Source organism: Polynucleobacter sp. MWH-Spelu-300-X4, assembly GCF_018687515.1.
In the GTDB taxonomy this organism is placed as follows: Bacteria; Pseudomonadota; Gammaproteobacteria; order Burkholderiales; family Burkholderiaceae; genus Polynucleobacter.
Map to the genome: position 1 here is coordinate 468498 of NZ_CP061294.1, position 19122 is coordinate 487619.

Here is a 19122-nt window from a genome sequence, read left to right on the forward strand (position 1 = left end):
TAATTAAAGCCTTAATAAAAATTAAAAGTACCGTTTCCCTTGACCTTTACAGATTCTAGCCAAGTTAGTCGTATGCCAGAGCACTGGCGTTTTTTGTTGCCACGAGTTTTGTTAGCGGATGAGCAAGTATTAGCCTTTTTGGAGTTGGATTTAAATACCCAATTACGCTATTCCAATAGCCTGCTTTGTTTAACAACCCACGGTCTTCTTGCCTCTAAAACAGGCCAATCCTTGACGACATTGGAAAGTCGAGAGGCTTGGGAGTTCTGGCCCTATAGCGCTAATCTGCGTTTAAATCTGCATGACCATGCAGGCGTTGCTAGTCTTGAGTTGTGTCATGAGTCTGGGCGTTTAGCTCTATGGCGATTCACCTTAGCGCAAAACCCTGCTGCTAATCGTTTAATGCAGCAATACAAATTGGAGTTGGGTAAATTTTTAGGAAAGATTGACCCTGCGTCTGATGAGTTGGTGGGACAGCCTTTATGCCCAACTTGCTGGGTTCCTTTACCTCCCGATCAAGACGATTGCCCAGCATGTACTTCTGAAAATATGACACCACCATCAACGTGGACCTTGTTTCGTTTATGGCGTTTTGCAAAACCTTATAAAGGGCAATTGCTTGCAGGGTTCTTGTTGACGCTTGCTTCAACTGCGGCAACCTTGGTGCCTCCGTATTTAACGATGCCTTTGATGGACGAGATCTTGTTGCCATATCAAAGTGGCAAACCGATTGATTACGCATTGGCTGGGTTGTATTTGGGGGGCTTGTTGTTAGCGGCACTCTTGGCTTGGTCTTTAGGTTGGGCGAAAACCTACATCTTGGCCTTGGTGAGTGAGCGCATTGGGGCAGACTTAAGAACGACAACTTACGAACATCTGCTGAAGTTATCTTTGGAATATTTTGGTGGAAAACGCACGGGTGATTTGATGGCTCGTATTGGGTCGGAATCAGACCGCATTTGCGTCTTTCTATCCTTGCATCTATTGGATTTTGCAACGGATGTGTTGATGATCTTGATGACGGCAGCCATTTTGGTTTCGATTAACCCATGGTTGGCATTAGTGACTTTAATTCCATTGCCATTTATTGCATGGATGATTCATGTGGTGCGAGACAAATTGCGTTATGGCTTTGAAAAAATTGATCGCATTTGGTCTGAGGTGACTAGTGTTTTGGCTGACACGATTCCAGGTATTCGTGTGGTGAAGGCTTTTGCTCAAGAGCAGCGTGAGTCTGATCGTTTTAATGTAGCTAACCAACATAACTTGGCAGTCAATGATCGGGTTAATAAGGTGTGGGCTTTATTCTCTCCAACGATTACCTTGTTAACTGAAATTGGTCTCTTAGTTGTTTGGGCATTTGGTATTTGGCAGATTTCTCACGACGCCATTACCGTTGGTATGTTGACGGCTTGTTTAGCCTATATCAGCAGGTTCTATACACGTTTAGATTCAATGAGTCGGATTGTTTCATTTACGCAAAAAGCAGCGACTGGAGCAAAGCGAATTTTTGATATTTTGGATCATGTCTCGAGTGTTCCTGAGCCAGTAAATCCGGTTAAATTGGGTGAGGTTAAGGGTAGTATTGAGTTACAGAATGTGGGATTCCGTTATGGCAATCGTTCGGTAACGAAAGGCGTTAATCTTAAGATTGCTCCGGGTGAGATGGTGGGCTTGGTGGGGCACAGTGGCTCTGGTAAGAGTACTTTGGTCAATTTGATTTGTCGTTTTTATGACACCGCTGAAGGCACAATCAAAATTGATGGCATTGATATTCGTTCGATTCCTGTTGCTGAGTATCGCAAACATATTGGCCTAGTATTGCAAGAGCCATTTTTATTTTTTGGCACGATTGCTGACAATATTGCATACGGAAAGCCTGATGCAACTCGAGCCGAGGTAATTGCCGCTGCCAGGGCTGCACATGCACATGAGTTTATTTTGCGTTTGCCACATGGTTATGACTCATTGGTTGGTGAGCGCGGACAATCTTTATCTGGCGGTGAGCGCCAACGCATTTCTATTGCAAGAGCCTTATTAATTAATCCCCAAATTTTAATTTTGGATGAGGCAACCTCTTCAGTTGATAGCACGACTGAAAAAGAGATTCAAAAGGCACTCGATAATTTAGTTCAGGGTCGTACAACTATTGCGATTGCCCATCGACTATCTACTTTACGTAAGGCGGATCGTTTGATTGTTTTAGATAAGGGTCAGGTAATTGAAGAGGGCAGCCATGAGCAGTTGATGGCGGTGCAGGGTGTTTACCATCGTATGTATGAGACGCAAGCTCGCCAAGCTATGGAAGCAACTGAAGAGAATGAATTGGGAGTGAGTCATGGCTGAGTTCGATCATCTGCGTTTCACGCTATCGCGTAATGCGTTCGGCCATTTGTCTTTGGAAAGTGATCAGGGAACTTTCACCGATGTGGTTCCGGTCAGGGCTTTCCCTATTAGCGATCCAGATCAATCTATTGCTATAGTCGACCGTGAGGGGCATGAGTTAGTTTGGCTGGATCAACTGAATCAAACAAGTGCTGAAAATCAAGCTTTAATTAATGAAGAGTTGGCGGCCAGGGAATTTATGCCCGTTCTAACAAAAATTAATGATGTTTCTACATTCGCTACGCCCAGCACGTGGCAGGTTGAAACTAGTCGAGGCGCCACGCAGTTTATTTTGCGTGGTGAAGATGATATTCGGCGTATTAATAAAACCATGTTCCTGGTTTCTGATAATCATGGCGTACAGTATTTAATCCAAGATATTCAGAGCTTAGATAAACATAGCAGACGTTTGTTAGATAGATTTTTATAAGAAAAAAATGCCACTTCCTACAAACAATCATTCAATGAAGTTTGAGACGCGTGGTATTGAGTTAAGGGCAGCTTCTTTAGAAGCGCTCTCTAACGAAAAATTAAAAACAATTCAACATCTTCAAAAACATCAGCTTCATGATTGCGTGAATATTGATGAGTTTTTAGATCAAGCTGGCGCCTGTGTTGCTTTTCGCTTAAGGGATGAATATAAAGATTTATGGGCGCCCAATTGGGATACCACTCTCTTAAACGAGCATTTGGGAATTGATAGTCGTCGAAATGAAGACGCTTTAGATAAAGAAATTGTGATTGCGATGCTTTTAGCGAGCATTCCTTTTGTGTTTCCAACTTATGAAGAATTGGCTGCCGCGTTACGTATTCGGCATCATATTGTGCGTGCGGGGTATTTGGCAGAGCTGAATTTTGATACTAATGCTGCTGAAAGGCCTGAGGATTGTTGGCATTACGATGAGGATGCTGGTTTTTTATTAAACGAAGATATTTCGATTATTAAAGCGCTCACCAAGGCGACCCAGCCAGATGCTACGCATCCTGCCTATTCTTTCTCTTGTTATCGAGCTACTGAATACGTCATCCTTTTAGGGATTGCTCAAGAGCTAGAGAGAAGTAATCCAACATTATTAAAAGCATTGGAAAAGCGCTCAGAAAAAAGAGCTATTAGATCTGGTGAGTTTCATGAAGTATTTTTAAAGGAATATGGTTCGATTGATGAACCTTTTCCCATGAAATATTACGTGCCTGGTGATCGTGTTTGGTTCCGCAATCCTGATGACCGATCTTCTGATATCTCTGGTTATGAGGGTTCTTGGGTTATTTACTTGGGCCATAATCTTTTTACTAATTTCTGGAAGCGAAATAGCCCTTTTACGCTAGAAACTAAATGTGTTGAAGTCTTTCACTGGAAAGACGGTGCGTATACAGGAGATGATGGCGAGCTTCATATGGATGAGTCAATTGTTGAGCTTGAGGTGGCTAAATCTTTAGCCGATCCGATGCAGTATGCTCAAATTATTAATCGCATGATGCGTTATCGTGACCCTAAAGGTGTTTATGCCGAAGGTGGTTGTATTGATACCTCGCGAGAATCGCCAAGATGGGTTTGTCCATTAACTGGTGATTTGCTTATCCCTGATTAACACTTGCTTTTTGATTTTGCGCTGACTTTAAAGCAACGTCATATTTTTCTGATTGTCTTGTAGGAAAAGCCTGATTTTTTTGTAAGATAGATTTCATGACCTTCTAAAAACTCTTTGTAGAACAAAGGGTGCATTTGATAGGCGCTGATAGTTTTGTCAAATTAATCAGTTCCTATATTTTCTAGACATATACATTTCAAACGCTGCCTCCTATTCTCGCTGGATTGGTTTTTTTGCCGATTAAAACAGTTAGAGGAGAAAAAATGGTTCATAACAACCATGAATTAAAAAGAAGTCTTCAACCAAGGCATATACGTTTAATGGCCCTAGGTTCAACTATTGGTGTTGGCCTATTTCTTGGCTCTGCAACTGCTATTCAGCTAGCGGGTCCTTCCATTATTTTGGGTTATGTATTGGCTGGCCTAGTGGCATTTATTGTTTTACGTGCCTTAGGCGAAATGGCTGTTCATGAACCAGTCGCTGGCTCATTTGCTCATTACGCGGGTAAATATATGAGCCCATTAGCTGGGTATCTCGTTGGTTGGGGCTATTGGACCTATTGGGTAGTGGTGGGGTTGGCTGAGGTGACTGCTGTTGGTATGTATATGTCTTTGTGGTTTCCCGATGTGCCTCAGTGGATTTGGGCATTGGCTTCCATCGTCTGTATGGGAGGCATTAATTTTGTCGCTGTCAAAGTATTTGGTGAGTTTGAGTTCTGGTTCTCATTAATCAAGGTGGTCGCTATTGTGACTATGATTGGTATGGGGCTTGGGATGATTTTCTTTGGTATGGGAAATGGTGGTGAACCGATTGGGGTAGCTAACCTTTGGCAACATGGCGGCATTTTCCCTAATGGGGTCGAGGGATTTTTACTATCTTTACAAATGGTGCTGTTTGCCTATGTGGGTATTGAAATGATTGGCCTCTCTGCAGGAGAGGCAGAGAACCCAAGTAAAACAATTCCGATGGCGATTGATTCTTTGGCGTGGCGCATTTTGATTTTTTATGTGGGCGCATTGTTCGTCATTCTTTCTATTTTCCCTTGGCATGAGGTTGGTTCGAGCGGAAGTCCATTTGTCTCTATGTTTGAAAGCATGGGTCTTAGAGAGGCCGCTGGCGTTATTAACTTTGTTGTAATTACCGCAGCGCTTTCATCTTGCAATGCTGGAATTTTTAGTGGCGGCAGATTGTTATTAGGTTTATCTAGAGTGGGTAACGCACCTAAAGCTTTGGGGGAGCTGTCTAGTGAGGGTGTGCCATATAAGGCCATTATTTTTACGGTGATCTTTCCAACACTTGGCGTCGCACTTAATTATTTCGTTCCAGAAAAAGCATTTCAATGGATTACTGCTGCGGTGACTTTAATTGGTTTATTGGTGTGGATTGCTATTTTGGTAACGCAAATCTGCTTCAGAAAACATTTAAGCAAAAAACAAATTGGAGACTTGTCTTATAAGGCTGTGGGTTGGCCCTATGCCTCCTGGTTTGCGATTGGCTTTGTGTTTTTTGTGATTGGGTTGATGTGGTATTCAGACTTAACACGTATGGGATTTTATGTGGGTCCGCCAATTTTAATTTTATTGACAGTTTTTTACTTTGCATTTGGTTTACATAAAAAAGATAGGAGAGCGTAATGATTATTGGTGTGCCTAAAGAAATTAAAAATCATGAGTACCGGGTAGGGCTAACGCCGGATCAGGTGAAAGATCTACGTACGTATGGTCATCAGGTATTAATTCAAAGAAAAGCGGGCGAAGCGATTGGATTCTTAGATGATCATTACGCCATGGCTGGTGCTAGGTTGATTGATGATGCAAAAGAAGTGTTTTCAGAATCGGACATGATTGTTAAGGTGAAAGAGCCTCAGATACATGAGTGTCAGATGTTAAAGAAAGACCAAATTTTGTTTACTTATTTACATTTAGCGCCAGATGTACCTCAGACAGATGCTTTGATAGCATCCGGTGCTACTTGTATTGCTTATGAGACAGTAACGAGCGTGGCGGGAGGTCTGCCTTTATTGGCACCTATGAGTGAAGTGGCTGGTCGCATGTCAATTCAGGCAGCTGCACATTACTTGGAAAAATCTCATGGTGGTAGAGCTATATTAATGGCGGGAGTTCCAGGTGTGCCAGCGGCGAATGTGGTTATTTTGGGGGCGGGGGTTGTTGGTAAGTCAGCATTGAAGATGGCTGTCGGTATGGGGGCTCATGTCACTATATTAGATAAAAACTTAGAGCGTTTGAGGGAGATTGATGAGCTTTACGGGAATAGGGTTCATACAATTTATTCAAACTCAGCTAATATCGAAAGGTCTGTTTTAGCTGCTGATGTGGTTATTGGCGGCGTATTGATTCCTGGTGCATCTGCCCCTAAGTTGGTGACTCAATTACTCGTGTCTCAAATGAAGCCGGGGGCGGTGTTAGTGGACGTTGCGATTGATCAGGGCGGTTGTTTTGAGACGTCCTTGTCAACAACTCACGATAATCCAATTTATTTAGTAGATGATGTCGTTCATTATTGTGTGGCCAATATGCCAGGCGCTGTAGCTAGAACATCTACGATAGCACTTACCAATGCAACCTCACCTTTTGTTTTGGAAATTGCTAATAAAGGAATTGCTAAATCTTTAAAAGATAATCAACATCTCTTGAATGGACTTAATGTTTATCAGGGCCATATAACCTGTGAGGCTGTTGCGCGAGCTCAGGGATTGGATTTTGTGGACCCTAAAAATATCTTTCATTAAGAGCAATGAAGGATAACTAAAACAAAAGCCACCCTAGGGTGGCTTTTGCATTGAATGTAGTTGAATCTAACCTGACCCAACCCAATCGAACTAAATCAGGTTCCCAAATGGTATTTCTGAATGAGTTCTACTTCATTCTTTGAGCCTAATACGACAGAAACGCGTTGATGTAGTTTTTCTGAGGGTAGGCCTAAAATACGCTCTTTACCGTTTACAGAAGCGCCACCAGCTTGTTCAATTAAGAAACTCATAGGGTTGGCTTCATACATCAAACGTAGTTTTCCTGGTTTGCTTGGGTCGCGTTTATCCCATGGATACATAAATACACCGCCTCGACATAAGATTCTATGTACATCTGCCACCATAGATGCAATCCAACGCATATTGAAATCTTTTTTGCGCGAGCCTTCAACGCCAGCTAAACATTCATCAACATAGCGTCTTACAGGCTGGTCCCAGTGGCGCATATTGGACATGTTGATGGCAAACTCTTTGGTATCAGGAGAGATTTGTACATTCTCTTTGATGAGTAGGAATTCATTGGTTTCATGATCAAGCGTAAACATATGTACGCCTTGACCAGTTGTGTATACAAGACTGGTTTGTGGGCCATACACCACATAGCCAGCAGCTAGCTGGTCTTTTCCTGATTGTAGGAAATCTTGCTCAGTAGCTGGACCCGCATGATTTTTTTTCAAAATAGAGAAAATGGTGCCAATCGATACATTGACATCAATATTGGATGAGCCATCTAATGGATCAAATAGTAGAAGGAGATTGCCTTGCGCATTAGCCGGATAAATGGTTTCCATTTCCTCTGATGCCATGGCGGCCAAGCTTGCTTCTTTGCCACAAGCTTGCAAAAGAATATCGTTTGAAATGATATCTAGTTTCTGTTGTGTTTCGCCTTGAACGTTGCCGCTACCTGCTGAGCCAATAATGCCCGCTAATGCACCTTGTTCAACTTGCTTAGCGATGAGTTTGCAAGCGTTAGATACTGAAATCAATAAAGAGCTAGGGATGCTTGAGTCTTTAGCCGCTAGTGCAGATATATATTGTGTAAAGGTAGTACCTTGGGACATGTGAACCTTTTTAACTATGTAGAGCTTTTTGAATAACTTCTGCCACATCTGATGACAGATGATCTTGTCTAGATATCAATTCTAGTGCCGATTTCATATGATTTTGATAAACCGGTGCAAATTGTTTCCAGCGGTCTAGGCCTCTTGCTAGTCGGGCTGCTACTTGAGGGTTGATTTGATTGAGTTCTATGACTTGTTTTGCCCAAAATTGGTAGCTTTCTCCATTGGGGTTGTGGAAGGCTCCTGGATTACTCATGCAGAAAGCATGAATTAAGCTTCTAGCTCTATTGGGGTTTTTGATATTGAAGTCTGGGTGATTTCTTAAAGTTAAGACATCCGCCATGACGGGGTGTTGACCGGTTAAATCTTCCTGCCTAGTTGCCTGAAGGGTGAACCATTTATCAATAACCAAAGCGTCATCAGAAAAACGCTGATGGAAATCATTCAGGCAGATTTCTGCTTGTGGCGAGGCGAAGTTAACTAAAGTTGCTAGTGCGCCATACCGATCTGTCATGTTGTTGGCGGATTGATATTGTTCTTGAGCCCACTTGTGGGCATTGGGCGCTTGGGCGCTCATGAGCATATGTAGCGCTAAATTTTTAAGTGCGCGTCGACCAGCATTTGCAGCATCAGGGTTGTAGCTTCCTGGTGTTTGATGGTTTTGATAAGTTGTTGTCCACTCGGCTAGTAATGAAGTGGCTAATTGCTCTCTTATTTTTCGGCGTGACAAATGAATAGCTTGCGGGTCGATGATGGCTACCTGTTCATAGAGGTAGCTTTCTGCTGGTAGAGTAAAAACAAGATCTTTAAAAGCGGGATCTAGTAACGGGTCTAGTAACAACTCACGTAAAGCGTCAATAACAGCAGTATCTAAAGTAGTGTTACTTAAGATGCTATCAATATATAGTTTTTGTATGGCTTCCCAACGATTGAAAGCATCATCATCTTTTTTAACTAAGGTGAGTAACTCAGCTTCATCTTGATCAAATTCCAAGATGATCGGCGCAGAGAAGTTTCTATTAATAGACAACACCGGTTTATCTGCTAAGCCAGTTACTGTAATGACTTCGGAGGCTTTGGTGAGTTCAAATAGTTTTTCTTGGGCATGCCCCCCATCTAAAGTCCCATCTCCTTTGTGGATCAATTTATAAAGTAGTGGAATATGAAATGGTTCTTTTTTTGTTTGTCCTGGGGTGCTTGGGCAGGATTGGGATAGCTTTATCTGATAGGTGCCGTCATTAAAGCTTTCTTTAACAGTTACTCTTGGCGTGCCAGATTGGCTGTACCAGTATTTAAATTGAGTTAGGTCTTTATTATTGGCATCTGCCATGGCGGCTGTGAAGTCGTCACAAGTAACAGCTTGACCATCATGACGCTTAAAGTACAAGTCCATGCCCTTACGGAAACCCTCTTTACCTAAAAGAGTTTGTTGCATACGGACAACTTCCGCACCTTTTTCATAAACAGTTACTGTGTAAAAGTTATTAATTTCTTGATAACTATCTGGGCGGATAGGGTGAGCCATGGGGCCAGCATCTTCTGGAAATTGAACTTGACGTAATAGACGTACATCTTCAATGCGTTTGACGGCTTTACCAGATTCGCTACCCATTTGGTCAGCAGAAAACTCTTGGTCTCTAAAAACAGTTAAACCTTCTTTAAGAGATAGTTGGAACCAGTCTTTGCACGTAACGCGATTACCTGTCCAGTTATGGAAATATTCGTGCGCTACGACGCTCTCCACGTTGCCGTAATCTACATCTGTAGCGGTTTCTGGGTTGGCTAAAACAAACTTTGTGTTAAAAATGTTTAAGCCTTTATTCTCCATGGCACCCATGTTGAAGTCACCAACTGCAACAATCATGAAGCGATCTAAGTCGAGTTCTAATCCAAAACGTTGCTCATCCCAGCGAATGGAGGCTATGAGGGAGTCCATAGCATGTTCAGTTTTGCTAAGGTCTTTAGCTTCAACCCATACTTGTAGTAATTTGGACTTTCCTGACGCACTTTTAATGGTGCGCTCAATAGCGTGTAGCTTGCCTGCAACTAAGGCGAATAGGTAAGAAGGTTTTGGAAATGGGTCTTGCCAAACGGCAGAGTGCCAACCATTGCCTAATTCTTCTTCTTTAATCAAATTACCGTTAGATAAGAGCACTGGAAATTGTGCTTTTAAAGCGCGGAGTGTGACTTGGTAAGTCGCCATCACATCTGGGCGATCTAGGAAGTAAGTGATTTTTCTAAAGCCTTCTGCCTCGCATTGCGTAAAGAAATTTCCATTAGAGACATATAACCCCATCAAGGAGGTATTTTTCTCTGGTACGCAGGCGCTTGTGATGCTTAACTCAAAAGTATCGGGTAGATTTTTTAAGGTTAATGATTCTGGGGTTAATACATAATCAGTGATGATGACACCGTTGACTCGAACGCTCACAAGCTCTTGTTCTTCGCCATGTAGGATTAGTGATTGATTTTGGCCCGCGCGATCATTGCGTTTCATTTGCATGCGATTAACCACAATCGTGCGCGCTGGATTTAATGCAATATCCAAATCAACTGTTTGAATTAAAAAAGCTGGTTCTTTGTATTCGCTTCTTAAAAATGTAACGGGACTATCTGTGCGGGCCATAAATATTTTCTGGTGCTAAAAATTATTAAATCACAAGGGTTGCGATACCCATAACGATAAACAAGAATGAAGCAACGCCATGAACCCATTTAATGGGTAGGGCTTTTGTGAATTTCTTCCCTAACCAAACGGCAGGAGCATTGGCTAACATCATGCCCAAAGTTGTTCCGGCAACTACGGCGAGTAAATCATCATAGCGAGCGCCTAGTGCCACGGTTGCCACTTGAGTTTTATCGCCCATTTCAGCCATAAAGAATAAAGACGTAGTGATCGTAAATATTTTCCAAGGGCTATGGGTGCTAGGAGTATTTTCGTCACCATCCAATTTATCTGGGATTAATAACCAAAGGCCTAAAGCTATAAAGCCAACACCAAGTATCCAACGCATCACTTCAGGATTAATCCATTGGGATACTGCGCTTCCCACCCAAGCTGCTAAAGCGTGATTTAAGAGTGTGGCAATCAAAATGCCAAAAATGATGCCCCAATGATGGTCTTTATACCGACTCGCTAGCATGAGCGATAACAATTGGGTTTTATCGCCAATTTCAGCAAGAGCAACGATACTGGTGGCTAAAAGGAATGAATTAAAGTCCATGGATTCAATAAGTTATGGGTTCAGAAATGGTTTCAAATATAGCGCTATTATAAAAACTAACAAAAGCGTGTCTGCTAATAAGATTAGTTAGACATAAACTATACAGGTCTAGTTTGAAACATTGATTTAATTTGCTAATGGGGGGCGGAAGTGCCAATACTTAAAGGTAGTAAAACTGAGCAAAGTCTAAAAGATGCTTTTGCTAGTGAGTCGCAGGCTAGCCGCCGTTATTTATATTTTGCGAACATGTGTGATGTGGCAGGGGAAAGTGATTTGGCCGCATTGTTTCGATCAACGGCTGAAGGTGAAACGGGGCATGCACATGGTCACATGGAATTCTTAATTGAAGGTGGTGCTGGCGAGCCTATTACAGGGTTGCCTAGCCGCACCCCTCAAGAAGCTTTAGAGGCGGCCATTTATGGTGAGACGCATGAGTTCACCGATGTGTATACGCAGATGGCTAAAACTGCTCGAGAAGAAGGCTTTGATGAAATTGCAGAATGGTTTGATACTTTAGAGCGGGCGGAACGCTCTCATGCAGAGCGGTATCAAAAAGCTTTAAATGATTTATTGGCGCGAGCCGATAAGTGATAGCTCAAGATTTTAAATTTCAGCTTCTGACAATGTGAACGCTGCATGGCGCTTCTTCGACAATTTTTGTCATAGAGGTTCGCCATGGGGTGACTTTGGTCGGGATCTTATGTGATGCGCCAATCAAAATCATGGATGCTTGATTGTCCTCTGCAAACTCAACAATGCGAGAGGCTGGATCCATGGCTTCTAGCACATGGAAGGATAGGCGCTCGGTAGGCATTTGTAATGGCTTTGCCCAATCCATTAATTGCACCAAATGACCACGAACAATTCCTGATGCCGTTTCATCTTCATTGCTGCCTTCAAATGTCGGCGTGCTAGATATGGTACTTAAGCAAATTAAACGACTCTCTGGGTAGGCTTGTAATAAATGTTTAGCAGTGCTTTGCATGCGTTGTCGTAAAACCTCATCATTTTGACGGGTGTCAATCGCAGCAATAATTAACGGGGCATTATCTTGAGCAATGCTAGGTTTGGGGCATGGTGATGGTTCGTAACCTGCCGCCCTAAACCAGCGCTTCATGTTTTGCCAGGCGCTATTAGGATAGAGTTTTTCAGCACGCTCAGTTAATTGCACGCCTTCTGGAGCTCTTAATAATTGACGTAGCCGTGTGGAACTTTGATAACGGTTGCTAGCTAAAGGCTCTAAACAACGTAAAACTACTTCTTGTAGCCATAAAGGGATTTCTTTGCGGATAGCTCTTGGTGGAAGTGGTTCCATCCACATTCTTTTGCGTAGGCCGCCAATAGTGCTTGGAGCGCCAAAAGGAAACTCGCCGGTTAGCATTTCATAGAGAATGGCGCCAATAGCAAAAATATCGCTGCGCCAATCATTTCTCATACCCATGACTTGTTCTGGAGAGATATAGGGCGCTGATCCAACTCCTTTACGCATTTGCTCAACCAGTAAATCTGGGTAACGCATATGGTGGGCTAAACCAAAATCAATCAAGGCAATCTTATTGTCTTTGCCAATTAAAATATTTTCTGGTTTTAAGTCGAGGTGTATGACATCTTGCGCGTGCAGACTAGCCACCGCTAAAGAAATATTCGCGACAATTTCAACCACTTGAGAAATATCTTCTAAACGACCACCTTGCTCTTCGAGTAATTCTGTTAGTGGACGACCTTCTAAGCGCTCCATCGCAATATAAGGTTTGCGCGCCATGTTTCCCGCGCCAGCTAGTCTTGGCACATAAGGGCTCTTTAGAGCCTTCATGATGGTTAGTTCGGTTTCAAAGCCAATTAAGCTTTCTACCGGTTGGTCGCGTCCAACACGAGGTACTTTTAAAAGAATAGGGTAAAGCACACCTTCTTTAGTGGCCTCATATAAAACAGCCATGCCGCCACGGTGAACTTCTTGACCAATTAAAAAACCATCAATTTCTTTACCTTCTTGGAAAATCTCATTGATAGATTCAATTTGTTTATTAATCGCCATGGCCGATTATTTTCCTGTGAGTAGGCGATTAATGAGCTCGTCTGGTAGACCTGCTTTACGAACTTTTTCAGCGGCTTTGTAATGATCGTAGTCTACGCGATGGAAAGTAACGCATTCTTCATCAGGCTCAAATAAAGCGTAACCAGCAGCAGGGTTGCCGTCTCGTGGTTGCCCGAGAGAGCCGGCAATGGTGACCCAGCGTCTATGTCTTGACATAGGAACTGGTTCGCCTGGATGAGGATGGAAGCGCATCAATTTGCCAACGGTGCTTTGGTAATACACAGTCGCTTCATGAACATGACCAACAAAGGTGTAAATACTTTCTGAGGATTCGGCGCAATGCCAAGCAGCCATGCCGCCATCAACATAACTCCAGTTTTCCGGTTTGGCTGCAGATGCATGCACAAAACAAATTTCTTCTTCTTTATGAATGAGTGGCAGCTGTTTTAGAAAATGGGTATGGTCGTCGCCCAATTGTTCGCGGGTCCATTGAATTGCAGCCCACGCTGCTTTATTCATGCGAGTAGAGTGATCGGTAAAGATGGCTTGATCATGGTTACCCATCACCGCAATCGCTTTATTTTTATCGATTAATTCTGAAACTTTTTCAATGATTGCCTTAGGGTCGGCGTTGTAGCCTACTAAGTCACCTAAGAAAACAAATTCATTGGCGCCTTGCTCTTCGGCATGCTCCATACATGCCTCGAAAGCTTCAAGGTTGCTATGAATATCAGCAAAGAGGGCGATTTTTCTATCGGAGGACATCCTTAAATGATAGGCCAATAAACGGATAGTTTGCTGACATTTGGCTTATTTTTTTTGATTTAGATAAAGAAATTAAAAAAAGAATTTCAGTCAATAAAAAAGCCACCCGGAGGTGGCTTTTGCATGCACACAAATAGGTGCTAATACGAATAATTACTTAAGATAATTATTTAGCGCCTGCCAAAATCCACTCAACTACAAGTTTTGTATCGGCTTCGCTGATGCCTGCATTAGCTGGCATAGGAACTGGACCCCAAACACCTGAGCCACCCGCTTTTACTTTTTTAGCCAATTTAGCCGTTGCATCAGCTTGACCTGCATACTTAGCAGCAATATCTTTAAATGCTGGACCTACGACTTTTTTATCCACAGCGTGGCAGCCTAAGCAGGCGTTTTTGGAAGCGATATCTTTTGGTGATGCCATTGCTGCTGGAGCAGCCAAAATACCTACTGTTGCAAATAAAGCTACTAATGCTTTCATATGAATCCCCTTAACGAAAATACTTGGCAAATATTAAATCAGAGGCCATTTTTGCACATTTATTATGGAAAGAGAACAGCGCAAAAGAAGATATTTGGCTTAAATACACTGCTTAGTTAGGTGTTTGGGCTATCTTTGGGAGGGTAATCTTGGCCTATGGAATAATCGGCCATCATGATTGTTAACGGTTAGCCCTAATGAATCCTAAATTATTGCAACATGGCATGAATCTTTGGCCGCCTTTTATAGGTGCAGGGATTAAAGTCGAGCATATTGGTAAAGACTATAAAACTGCTAGGGTTCGATTAAGAATGGGCATAACCAATCGTAATATTGTTGGCGTTCATTTTGGCGGCAGTTTGTTTGCAATGACCGACCCATTTTTCATGATTTTGGTTCAGCATCAGTTAGGTAAGGGTTATGTTGTGTGGGATCAGTCCGCAAAAATTGATTTTTTAAAACCCGGTAAAGGAACTGTGCGTGCAGAATTTGAGATTACTGATGCTCAAGTCGAAGAAATGATAAGCGCCGCAGCTAATGGTCAAAAAGTATTGAGAGATTTTTCTGTTGAGGTGAAAGATGCGGGCGGGGATGTGGTGGCTCGTGTTGTTAAGACACTTTACGTGCGTAAAAAACAGCTTAAAAAATAAAAATTAGCTTCTTAGAAAGTAATCATGTCGGAACAGCAGCAAAGATGGGATGCAGTAATTATTGGAGGCGGTGCAGCTGGCTTATTTTGTGCTGGCCTCGCTGGGCAATTGGGTAAGAAGGTATTGGTATTGGATCATGCGGAAGTTTTGGGTGAAAAGATTCGCATCAGTGGCGGTGGCCGATGTAATTTCACTAATATCAATTCTTCACCAGCAAATTTTCTTTCTGATAATCCTAACTTTATAAAAAGCGCATTCTCAAAATACAAACCACAAGATTTTATTAATCTTGTTAAGAGTTGCGGCATTGCTTTTCATGAAAAACACAAAGGACAACTCTTTTGCGATGTTTCCGCAAAACAGATTGTGGAAATGTTATTTTCTGAGTGTCAAAAAGGGTCGGTAGTGATTCGCCATCCCGTCGTAATTGAGCAGGTGACTCAAGATATGCATGGGTGGATTGTTAAAACCAATCATGGTGTAGAGCATGCACGTTCTGTAGTGATGGCTACGGGAGGTTTGCCTGTGCCAGCAATTGGTGCGACTGACTTTGCGCTGGATATTGCTCGGCAATTTGATTTGCCCGTCACTGCTATTCGACCAGGCTTGGTTCCTCTATCGTTTACTTCAGATGAGTTTTCGAATTTAAGTGAGTTATCAGGGTTAAGTGTGCCTGTAAAAATAAGCGCTGGTCAAAAGGGGCAGCGTTATGGAGTTTGTTATTTTGATGAGGATTTGTTGTTAACCCATAAGGGTCTTTCTGGACCAGCTGTTTTGCAGGCCAGTAGTTATTGGCAAGAGGGGGAAACTATCACGATTAATTGGTTAAATGAAGTGGATTGTGATGAGTTATTTAATGATGAGGCTAATCGACTAAAGCTAACCGAAACCATCTTAGCTATAGTGCTACCACAACGTTTAGCAAAATCTTTTGCTGAACAGAAAAATCTTCTTGGGCGTAAATGGGCTGAAGTTGGAAAGAAAGATCGTCAAGCTCTAAAAGATTTGTTGACGCGTTGGACGGTGAAGCCTGCCGGAACATTGGGCTGGAAAAAAGCGGAAGTCATGTTGGGCGGGGTTGATACAAGAGCCTTAGATAGCCAAACGATGATGAGTAAAAATCACCCTGGACTTTATTTCATTGGTGAGTGCGTTGATGTTACTGGGCATTTGGGCGGACATAACTTCCAATGGGCTTGGTCAAGTGCTTATGCTTGCGCACAAGCCCTTTGAAAGTTAGCAGGGAAATAAATCGCCGCGCTGTGGAATAACCACATGCTTCCAATCAAGTTCTGATTCAATGACTTTGGAGAAATTGCTTGCGGCATTCGGTTCACCATGCACCACAAATATTTTTTCTGGCGCTTTTTTAAAGCCTTTCAACCATTGTAGTAAGCCAGCTTGGTCTGCATGAGCCGATAGGCCGCCAATTGTGTGAATAGAGGCTCTAACGCTCACTTCTTTACCCATGATCTTGACCATTGGGTTTTTATCAACAAGTCGTCTACCCAAAGTACCTTGAGCTTGGAAGCCGGTAATGATGATGGCATTTTGGCTATAGGGTAGGTTTTCCGTGAGGTGGTGCAAAATGCGGCCTGCTTCACACATGCCGCTCGCTGAAATAATCACGGCGCCACCCTTAATTTTATTTAGAGCTTTCGATTCTTCCACATCAGCTACGAAGCGCAATGTTAGTGCATCTGAATTTTTCTTGAACCAGCTAAAAGCACCTTGCGCATGTTCATCTAGTTCATCGAAATACCGTTCGGTTAAGTGGGTGGCTGCTGTGGCCATTGGTGAATCAACCCAGATGTTGATATGAGGTAAACGTTTTTTTCTGACTAACTCAATCAGTAATAACAGTATTTCTTGAGTTCTGCCAACGGCAAAGGCTGGCATGACAACATTGCCACCATGCTTCATGGTGTTGCTAATAACTTCGACTAATTCATCCTCAGTTTCTTGTAAGCCTTTATGAAGTCGGTCGCCATAAGTTGATTCCACTAAAAGAATATCAGCTGATTCAATAGTGTCTGGGTTGGGCATGAGTGGTTTGTCATACATACCAATATCACCAGAAGCAACAAGACGTTTAGTTAAGCCTTGATCCGTGATATCAATAATGGCAATGCCAGAACCAATAATGTGGCCAGCGTTGCGGAAGTGTGTAGCAATACCTTTGATGGGTTCAAAAACCTGGCCATAGTCATAAGACTTGAGTTGAGATAAGCACTCAGTGGCTTGCTTAACCGTATAAAGCACTGTGGGAAGTTCACCATGCCATTTGCCCATTTGTTGTTTGCGCTCGGCTCTTGAGAAGTCCGATTCTTGAATATGTGCACTATCAAGAAGCAAAATTTTTAAAAGTGCTTCGGTCGCTTTGGTGCAGTAAATAGTTCCTTTGAAACCTTGTGCGCATAAGCGAGGTAGTAATCCGCTATGGTCGATATGGGCATGGGTCAGAATAACAAAATCAATATCTGATGCGTTAAATGGTAATGATTCTAAGTTTTTATCAGTGGCATCTCTTCCGCCCTGAAACATGCCGTAATCAATCATGAACTGGAAGGGTTGACGATCTATTTCGCCACTAATGCAGTGGCGTGATCCGGTTACCTCTCCCGCCGCGCCAAAAAACTTAATATGCATATATTCCCTTGATTAATGAACTGATGAAGACATTAATGAATGTTTGTTTATAGTAATTGATCTAATACGCTCATTAACTCTTCAACCGAGTGAGTAATGTTGATGTGACTGAGATGATCGCCATTCAAAAAACCGTGCTCATCAGCCTGTTTTAAAAAAGCAATTAACTTATCGTAATAACCATCCCAGTTGGCAATGATCACGGGCTTATTGTGTGCGCCAACCTGTTTGCCCGTCCACACTTCAAAAAGCTCATCCAAGGTGCCTAACCCTCCTGGCAAAACCACAAACGCAGCAGAGCGTTCAATCATTAAACGCTTACGTTCAATGATGTCATCAACGACAAATAGCTCTTTTAATTCTTGTTGAACGGGCTCTCTTGAGGTAAGACCTTTCGGGATGATGCCGATGACATGTCCATTAGCTTCAATGGCTGCGCTAGCAACGGTGCCCATTAGACCAAGTTGCCCCCCTCCAAAGACCAAGCCATATCCTGAATCGGCAATCGCACGCCCTAAGTCACTAGCCTTGGCAATTGTGTTGAGATTGTCGCCTTGCCTAGAGGCACAAAATACGCAAATATTTTTCTTCATAACTCAAGCATAATCTACTCTGATCACCATCCGTAGGAAATGGTTGTTAATATGAGTATCCAGTGGATGTTTGCATAGGAAAAATGGATATGTTGCAGTCAATCATAGCAATTAGCATTGGCGCCGCCGTTGGCGCTGTATCTCGTTGGCTTTTGGCTTTAGGGCTCAATGCCATTTGGGCTGCGATGCCTTTGGGGACTTTGGCCGCTAATTTAATAGGTGGTTATTTGGTGGGTTTAGCTAGTAGCTTTTTTGGGGCTCATGCCGATTTGCCAATAGAGTTACGTTTGCTGGTTATTACAGGTTTCTTGGGGGGCTTAACCACTTTCTCCACATTTAGTGCCGAGGTCATTGAAATCCTTCAATCAGGCGCTTATGTGAGAGCCTTCTTGACGATTGGGCTTCATCTTTTAGGTTCTTTAGCGTTAACCATTCTTGGGATTGCTTCTTATGGATGGTTCAAGTAATTTTTAATGAAGACAATATAAAAATAATCAGATAAAACGAGGAGTAGGTAATGATTTTAGAAATAGCGGATATCACGATTGACCCAGTTAATAAGAATGGTTTTGAGCAAGCGGTTATTGCGGGTATTACCGCAGCGATTGCGCCGGCAAAAGGTTTTCGTGGCTATAAATTAAATGCTAGCGTGGAGAAGCCGGGTAGATATATTTTGATGATTTATTGGGAAACGCTTGAAAACCATACCGTCGACTTTAGAGGCTCTGATGCGTTTGCTACGTGGCGTTCTCATGTGGGGCCGTTCTTCTTGCAGCCACCAGTGGTTGAGCATTTCACTTTGGCTAGTAAGTCTTAATTTGATAAAGATTGAGCAAAAAGAAGTAATAAGAAAGTAGTAATAAGACAGAAGTAATAAACAGAAAGTCGCAAACTAAAAAGGCTCTATCACTGATAGAGCC

18 protein-coding genes are annotated in these 19122 nt (G+C 42.6%); 10 read left to right on the forward strand and 8 right to left on the reverse strand.

Annotated features, from left to right (window positions below; translation table 11 throughout):
- Window positions 1-72: 72 nt before the first annotated feature.
- The 5 genes from ICV01_RS02435 to ald all read left to right on the forward strand — a co-directional run bounded on the left by ICV01_RS02435 (window position 73) and on the right by ald (window position 6723).
- Window positions 73-2346 (forward strand): ABC transporter ATP-binding protein, encoded by a 2274-nt coding sequence (locus ICV01_RS02435; RefSeq protein ID WP_215289090.1) that lies wholly within the window; start codon window positions 73-75, stop codon window positions 2344-2346.
- On the forward strand, window positions 2339-2815 hold the full coding sequence (locus ICV01_RS02440; RefSeq protein WP_215288259.1) for a DUF1854 domain-containing protein: 477 nt from the start codon (window positions 2339-2341) through the stop codon (window positions 2813-2815). Before ICV01_RS02435 ends, ICV01_RS02440 begins: the two co-directional genes overlap by 8 nt.
- Window positions 2816-2822: 7 nt before the next feature.
- A complete protein-coding gene (locus ICV01_RS02445; RefSeq protein ID WP_215288261.1) occupies window positions 2823-3974 on the forward strand; it encodes a hypothetical protein in 1152 nt (383 codons plus the stop codon).
- A gap of 263 nt (window positions 3975-4237) precedes the next feature.
- On the forward strand, window positions 4238-5608 hold the full coding sequence (locus ICV01_RS02450; protein ID WP_215288263.1) for an amino acid permease: 1371 nt from the start codon (window positions 4238-4240) through the stop codon (window positions 5606-5608).
- Window positions 5608-6723 (forward strand): alanine dehydrogenase, encoded by a 1116-nt coding sequence (gene ald, locus ICV01_RS02455; RefSeq protein WP_215288265.1) that lies wholly within the window; start codon window positions 5608-5610, stop codon window positions 6721-6723. Before ICV01_RS02450 ends, ald begins: the two co-directional genes overlap by 1 nt.
- A 95-nt stretch (window positions 6724-6818) precedes the next feature.
- Here ald and ICV01_RS02460 read toward each other — a convergent pair whose 3' ends face one another.
- Genes ICV01_RS02460 through ICV01_RS02470 form a run of 3 tightly spaced genes read right to left on the reverse strand, consistent with a single transcriptional unit; the run spans window position 6819 to window position 11029 of the window.
- Entirely contained in the window at window positions 6819-7805 is a 987-nt protein-coding gene (locus tag ICV01_RS02460) for a class 1 fructose-bisphosphatase (RefSeq protein WP_215288267.1), read from the reverse strand.
- 10 nt (window positions 7806-7815) lie between these two features.
- Window positions 7816-10431 (reverse strand): aminopeptidase N, encoded by a 2616-nt coding sequence (gene pepN / locus ICV01_RS02465; protein ID WP_215288269.1) that lies wholly within the window; start codon window positions 10429-10431, stop codon window positions 7816-7818.
- Window positions 10432-10456: 25 nt separating this feature from the next.
- A complete protein-coding gene (locus ICV01_RS02470; protein WP_215288271.1) occupies window positions 10457-11029 on the reverse strand; it encodes a TMEM165/GDT1 family protein in 573 nt (190 codons plus the stop codon).
- Window positions 11030-11179: 150 nt separating this feature from the next.
- On the opposite strand from ICV01_RS02470, the gene ICV01_RS02475 reads away from it, so the two are divergent.
- Window positions 11180-11620 (forward strand): rubrerythrin family protein, encoded by a 441-nt coding sequence (locus ICV01_RS02475; RefSeq protein ID WP_215288273.1) that lies wholly within the window; start codon window positions 11180-11182, stop codon window positions 11618-11620.
- A 19-nt stretch (window positions 11621-11639) separates the two neighbouring features.
- Here the strand turns inward: ICV01_RS02475 and ICV01_RS02480 are convergent, their stop codons facing one another.
- The 3 genes from ICV01_RS02480 to ICV01_RS02490 form a co-directional block, all read right to left on the reverse strand.
- Window positions 11640-13064 (reverse strand): bifunctional serine/threonine-protein kinase/universal stress protein, encoded by a 1425-nt coding sequence (locus tag ICV01_RS02480; protein ID WP_215288277.1) that lies wholly within the window; start codon window positions 13062-13064, stop codon window positions 11640-11642.
- 6 nt (window positions 13065-13070) lie between these two features.
- A complete protein-coding gene (locus ICV01_RS02485) occupies window positions 13071-13829 on the reverse strand; it encodes a metallophosphoesterase (protein ID WP_215288278.1) in 759 nt (252 codons plus the stop codon).
- Window positions 13830-13995: 166 nt separating this feature from the next.
- Entirely contained in the window at window positions 13996-14310 is a 315-nt protein-coding gene (locus ICV01_RS02490; protein ID WP_215288279.1) for a c-type cytochrome, read from the reverse strand.
- A 197-nt stretch (window positions 14311-14507) separates the two neighbouring features.
- Here ICV01_RS02490 and ICV01_RS02495 point away from each other — a divergent pair, with 197 nt between their 5' ends.
- Complete coding sequence (locus ICV01_RS02495; protein WP_251369375.1) at window positions 14508-14960, forward strand: DUF4442 domain-containing protein; 453 nt, start codon at window positions 14508-14510, stop codon at window positions 14958-14960.
- 24 nt (window positions 14961-14984) lie between these two features.
- Complete coding sequence (locus ICV01_RS02500; protein WP_215288281.1) at window positions 14985-16193, forward strand: NAD(P)/FAD-dependent oxidoreductase; 1209 nt, start codon at window positions 14985-14987, stop codon at window positions 16191-16193.
- A 3-nt stretch (window positions 16194-16196) separates the two neighbouring features.
- Here the strand turns inward: ICV01_RS02500 and ICV01_RS02505 are convergent, their stop codons facing one another.
- Together ICV01_RS02505 and ICV01_RS02510 are read right to left on the reverse strand one after the other, a co-directional pair.
- The gene (locus ICV01_RS02505) at window positions 16197-17609 is read right to left on the reverse strand and encodes an MBL fold metallo-hydrolase RNA specificity domain-containing protein (RefSeq protein ID WP_215288282.1); all 1413 of its coding nucleotides are present in this window, start codon (window positions 17607-17609) and stop codon (window positions 16197-16199) included.
- Between the two features lie 47 nt (window positions 17610-17656).
- On the reverse strand, window positions 17657-18202 hold the full coding sequence (locus ICV01_RS02510) for a TIGR00730 family Rossman fold protein (protein ID WP_215288284.1): 546 nt from the start codon (window positions 18200-18202) through the stop codon (window positions 17657-17659).
- Window positions 18203-18291: 89 nt separating this feature from the next.
- Here ICV01_RS02510 and crcB point away from each other — a divergent pair, with 89 nt between their 5' ends.
- Window positions 18292-18669 carry a fluoride efflux transporter CrcB gene (crcB, locus tag ICV01_RS02515; RefSeq protein ID WP_215288286.1) on the forward strand — a complete coding sequence of 126 codons (378 nt, stop codon included), beginning with the start codon at window positions 18292-18294 and terminating at the stop codon, window positions 18667-18669.
- Between the two features lie 50 nt (window positions 18670-18719).
- On the forward strand, window positions 18720-19019 hold the full coding sequence (locus ICV01_RS02520) for an antibiotic biosynthesis monooxygenase (protein WP_215288288.1): 300 nt from the start codon (window positions 18720-18722) through the stop codon (window positions 19017-19019).
- The last annotated feature ends 103 nt before the right edge of the window (window positions 19020-19122 follow it).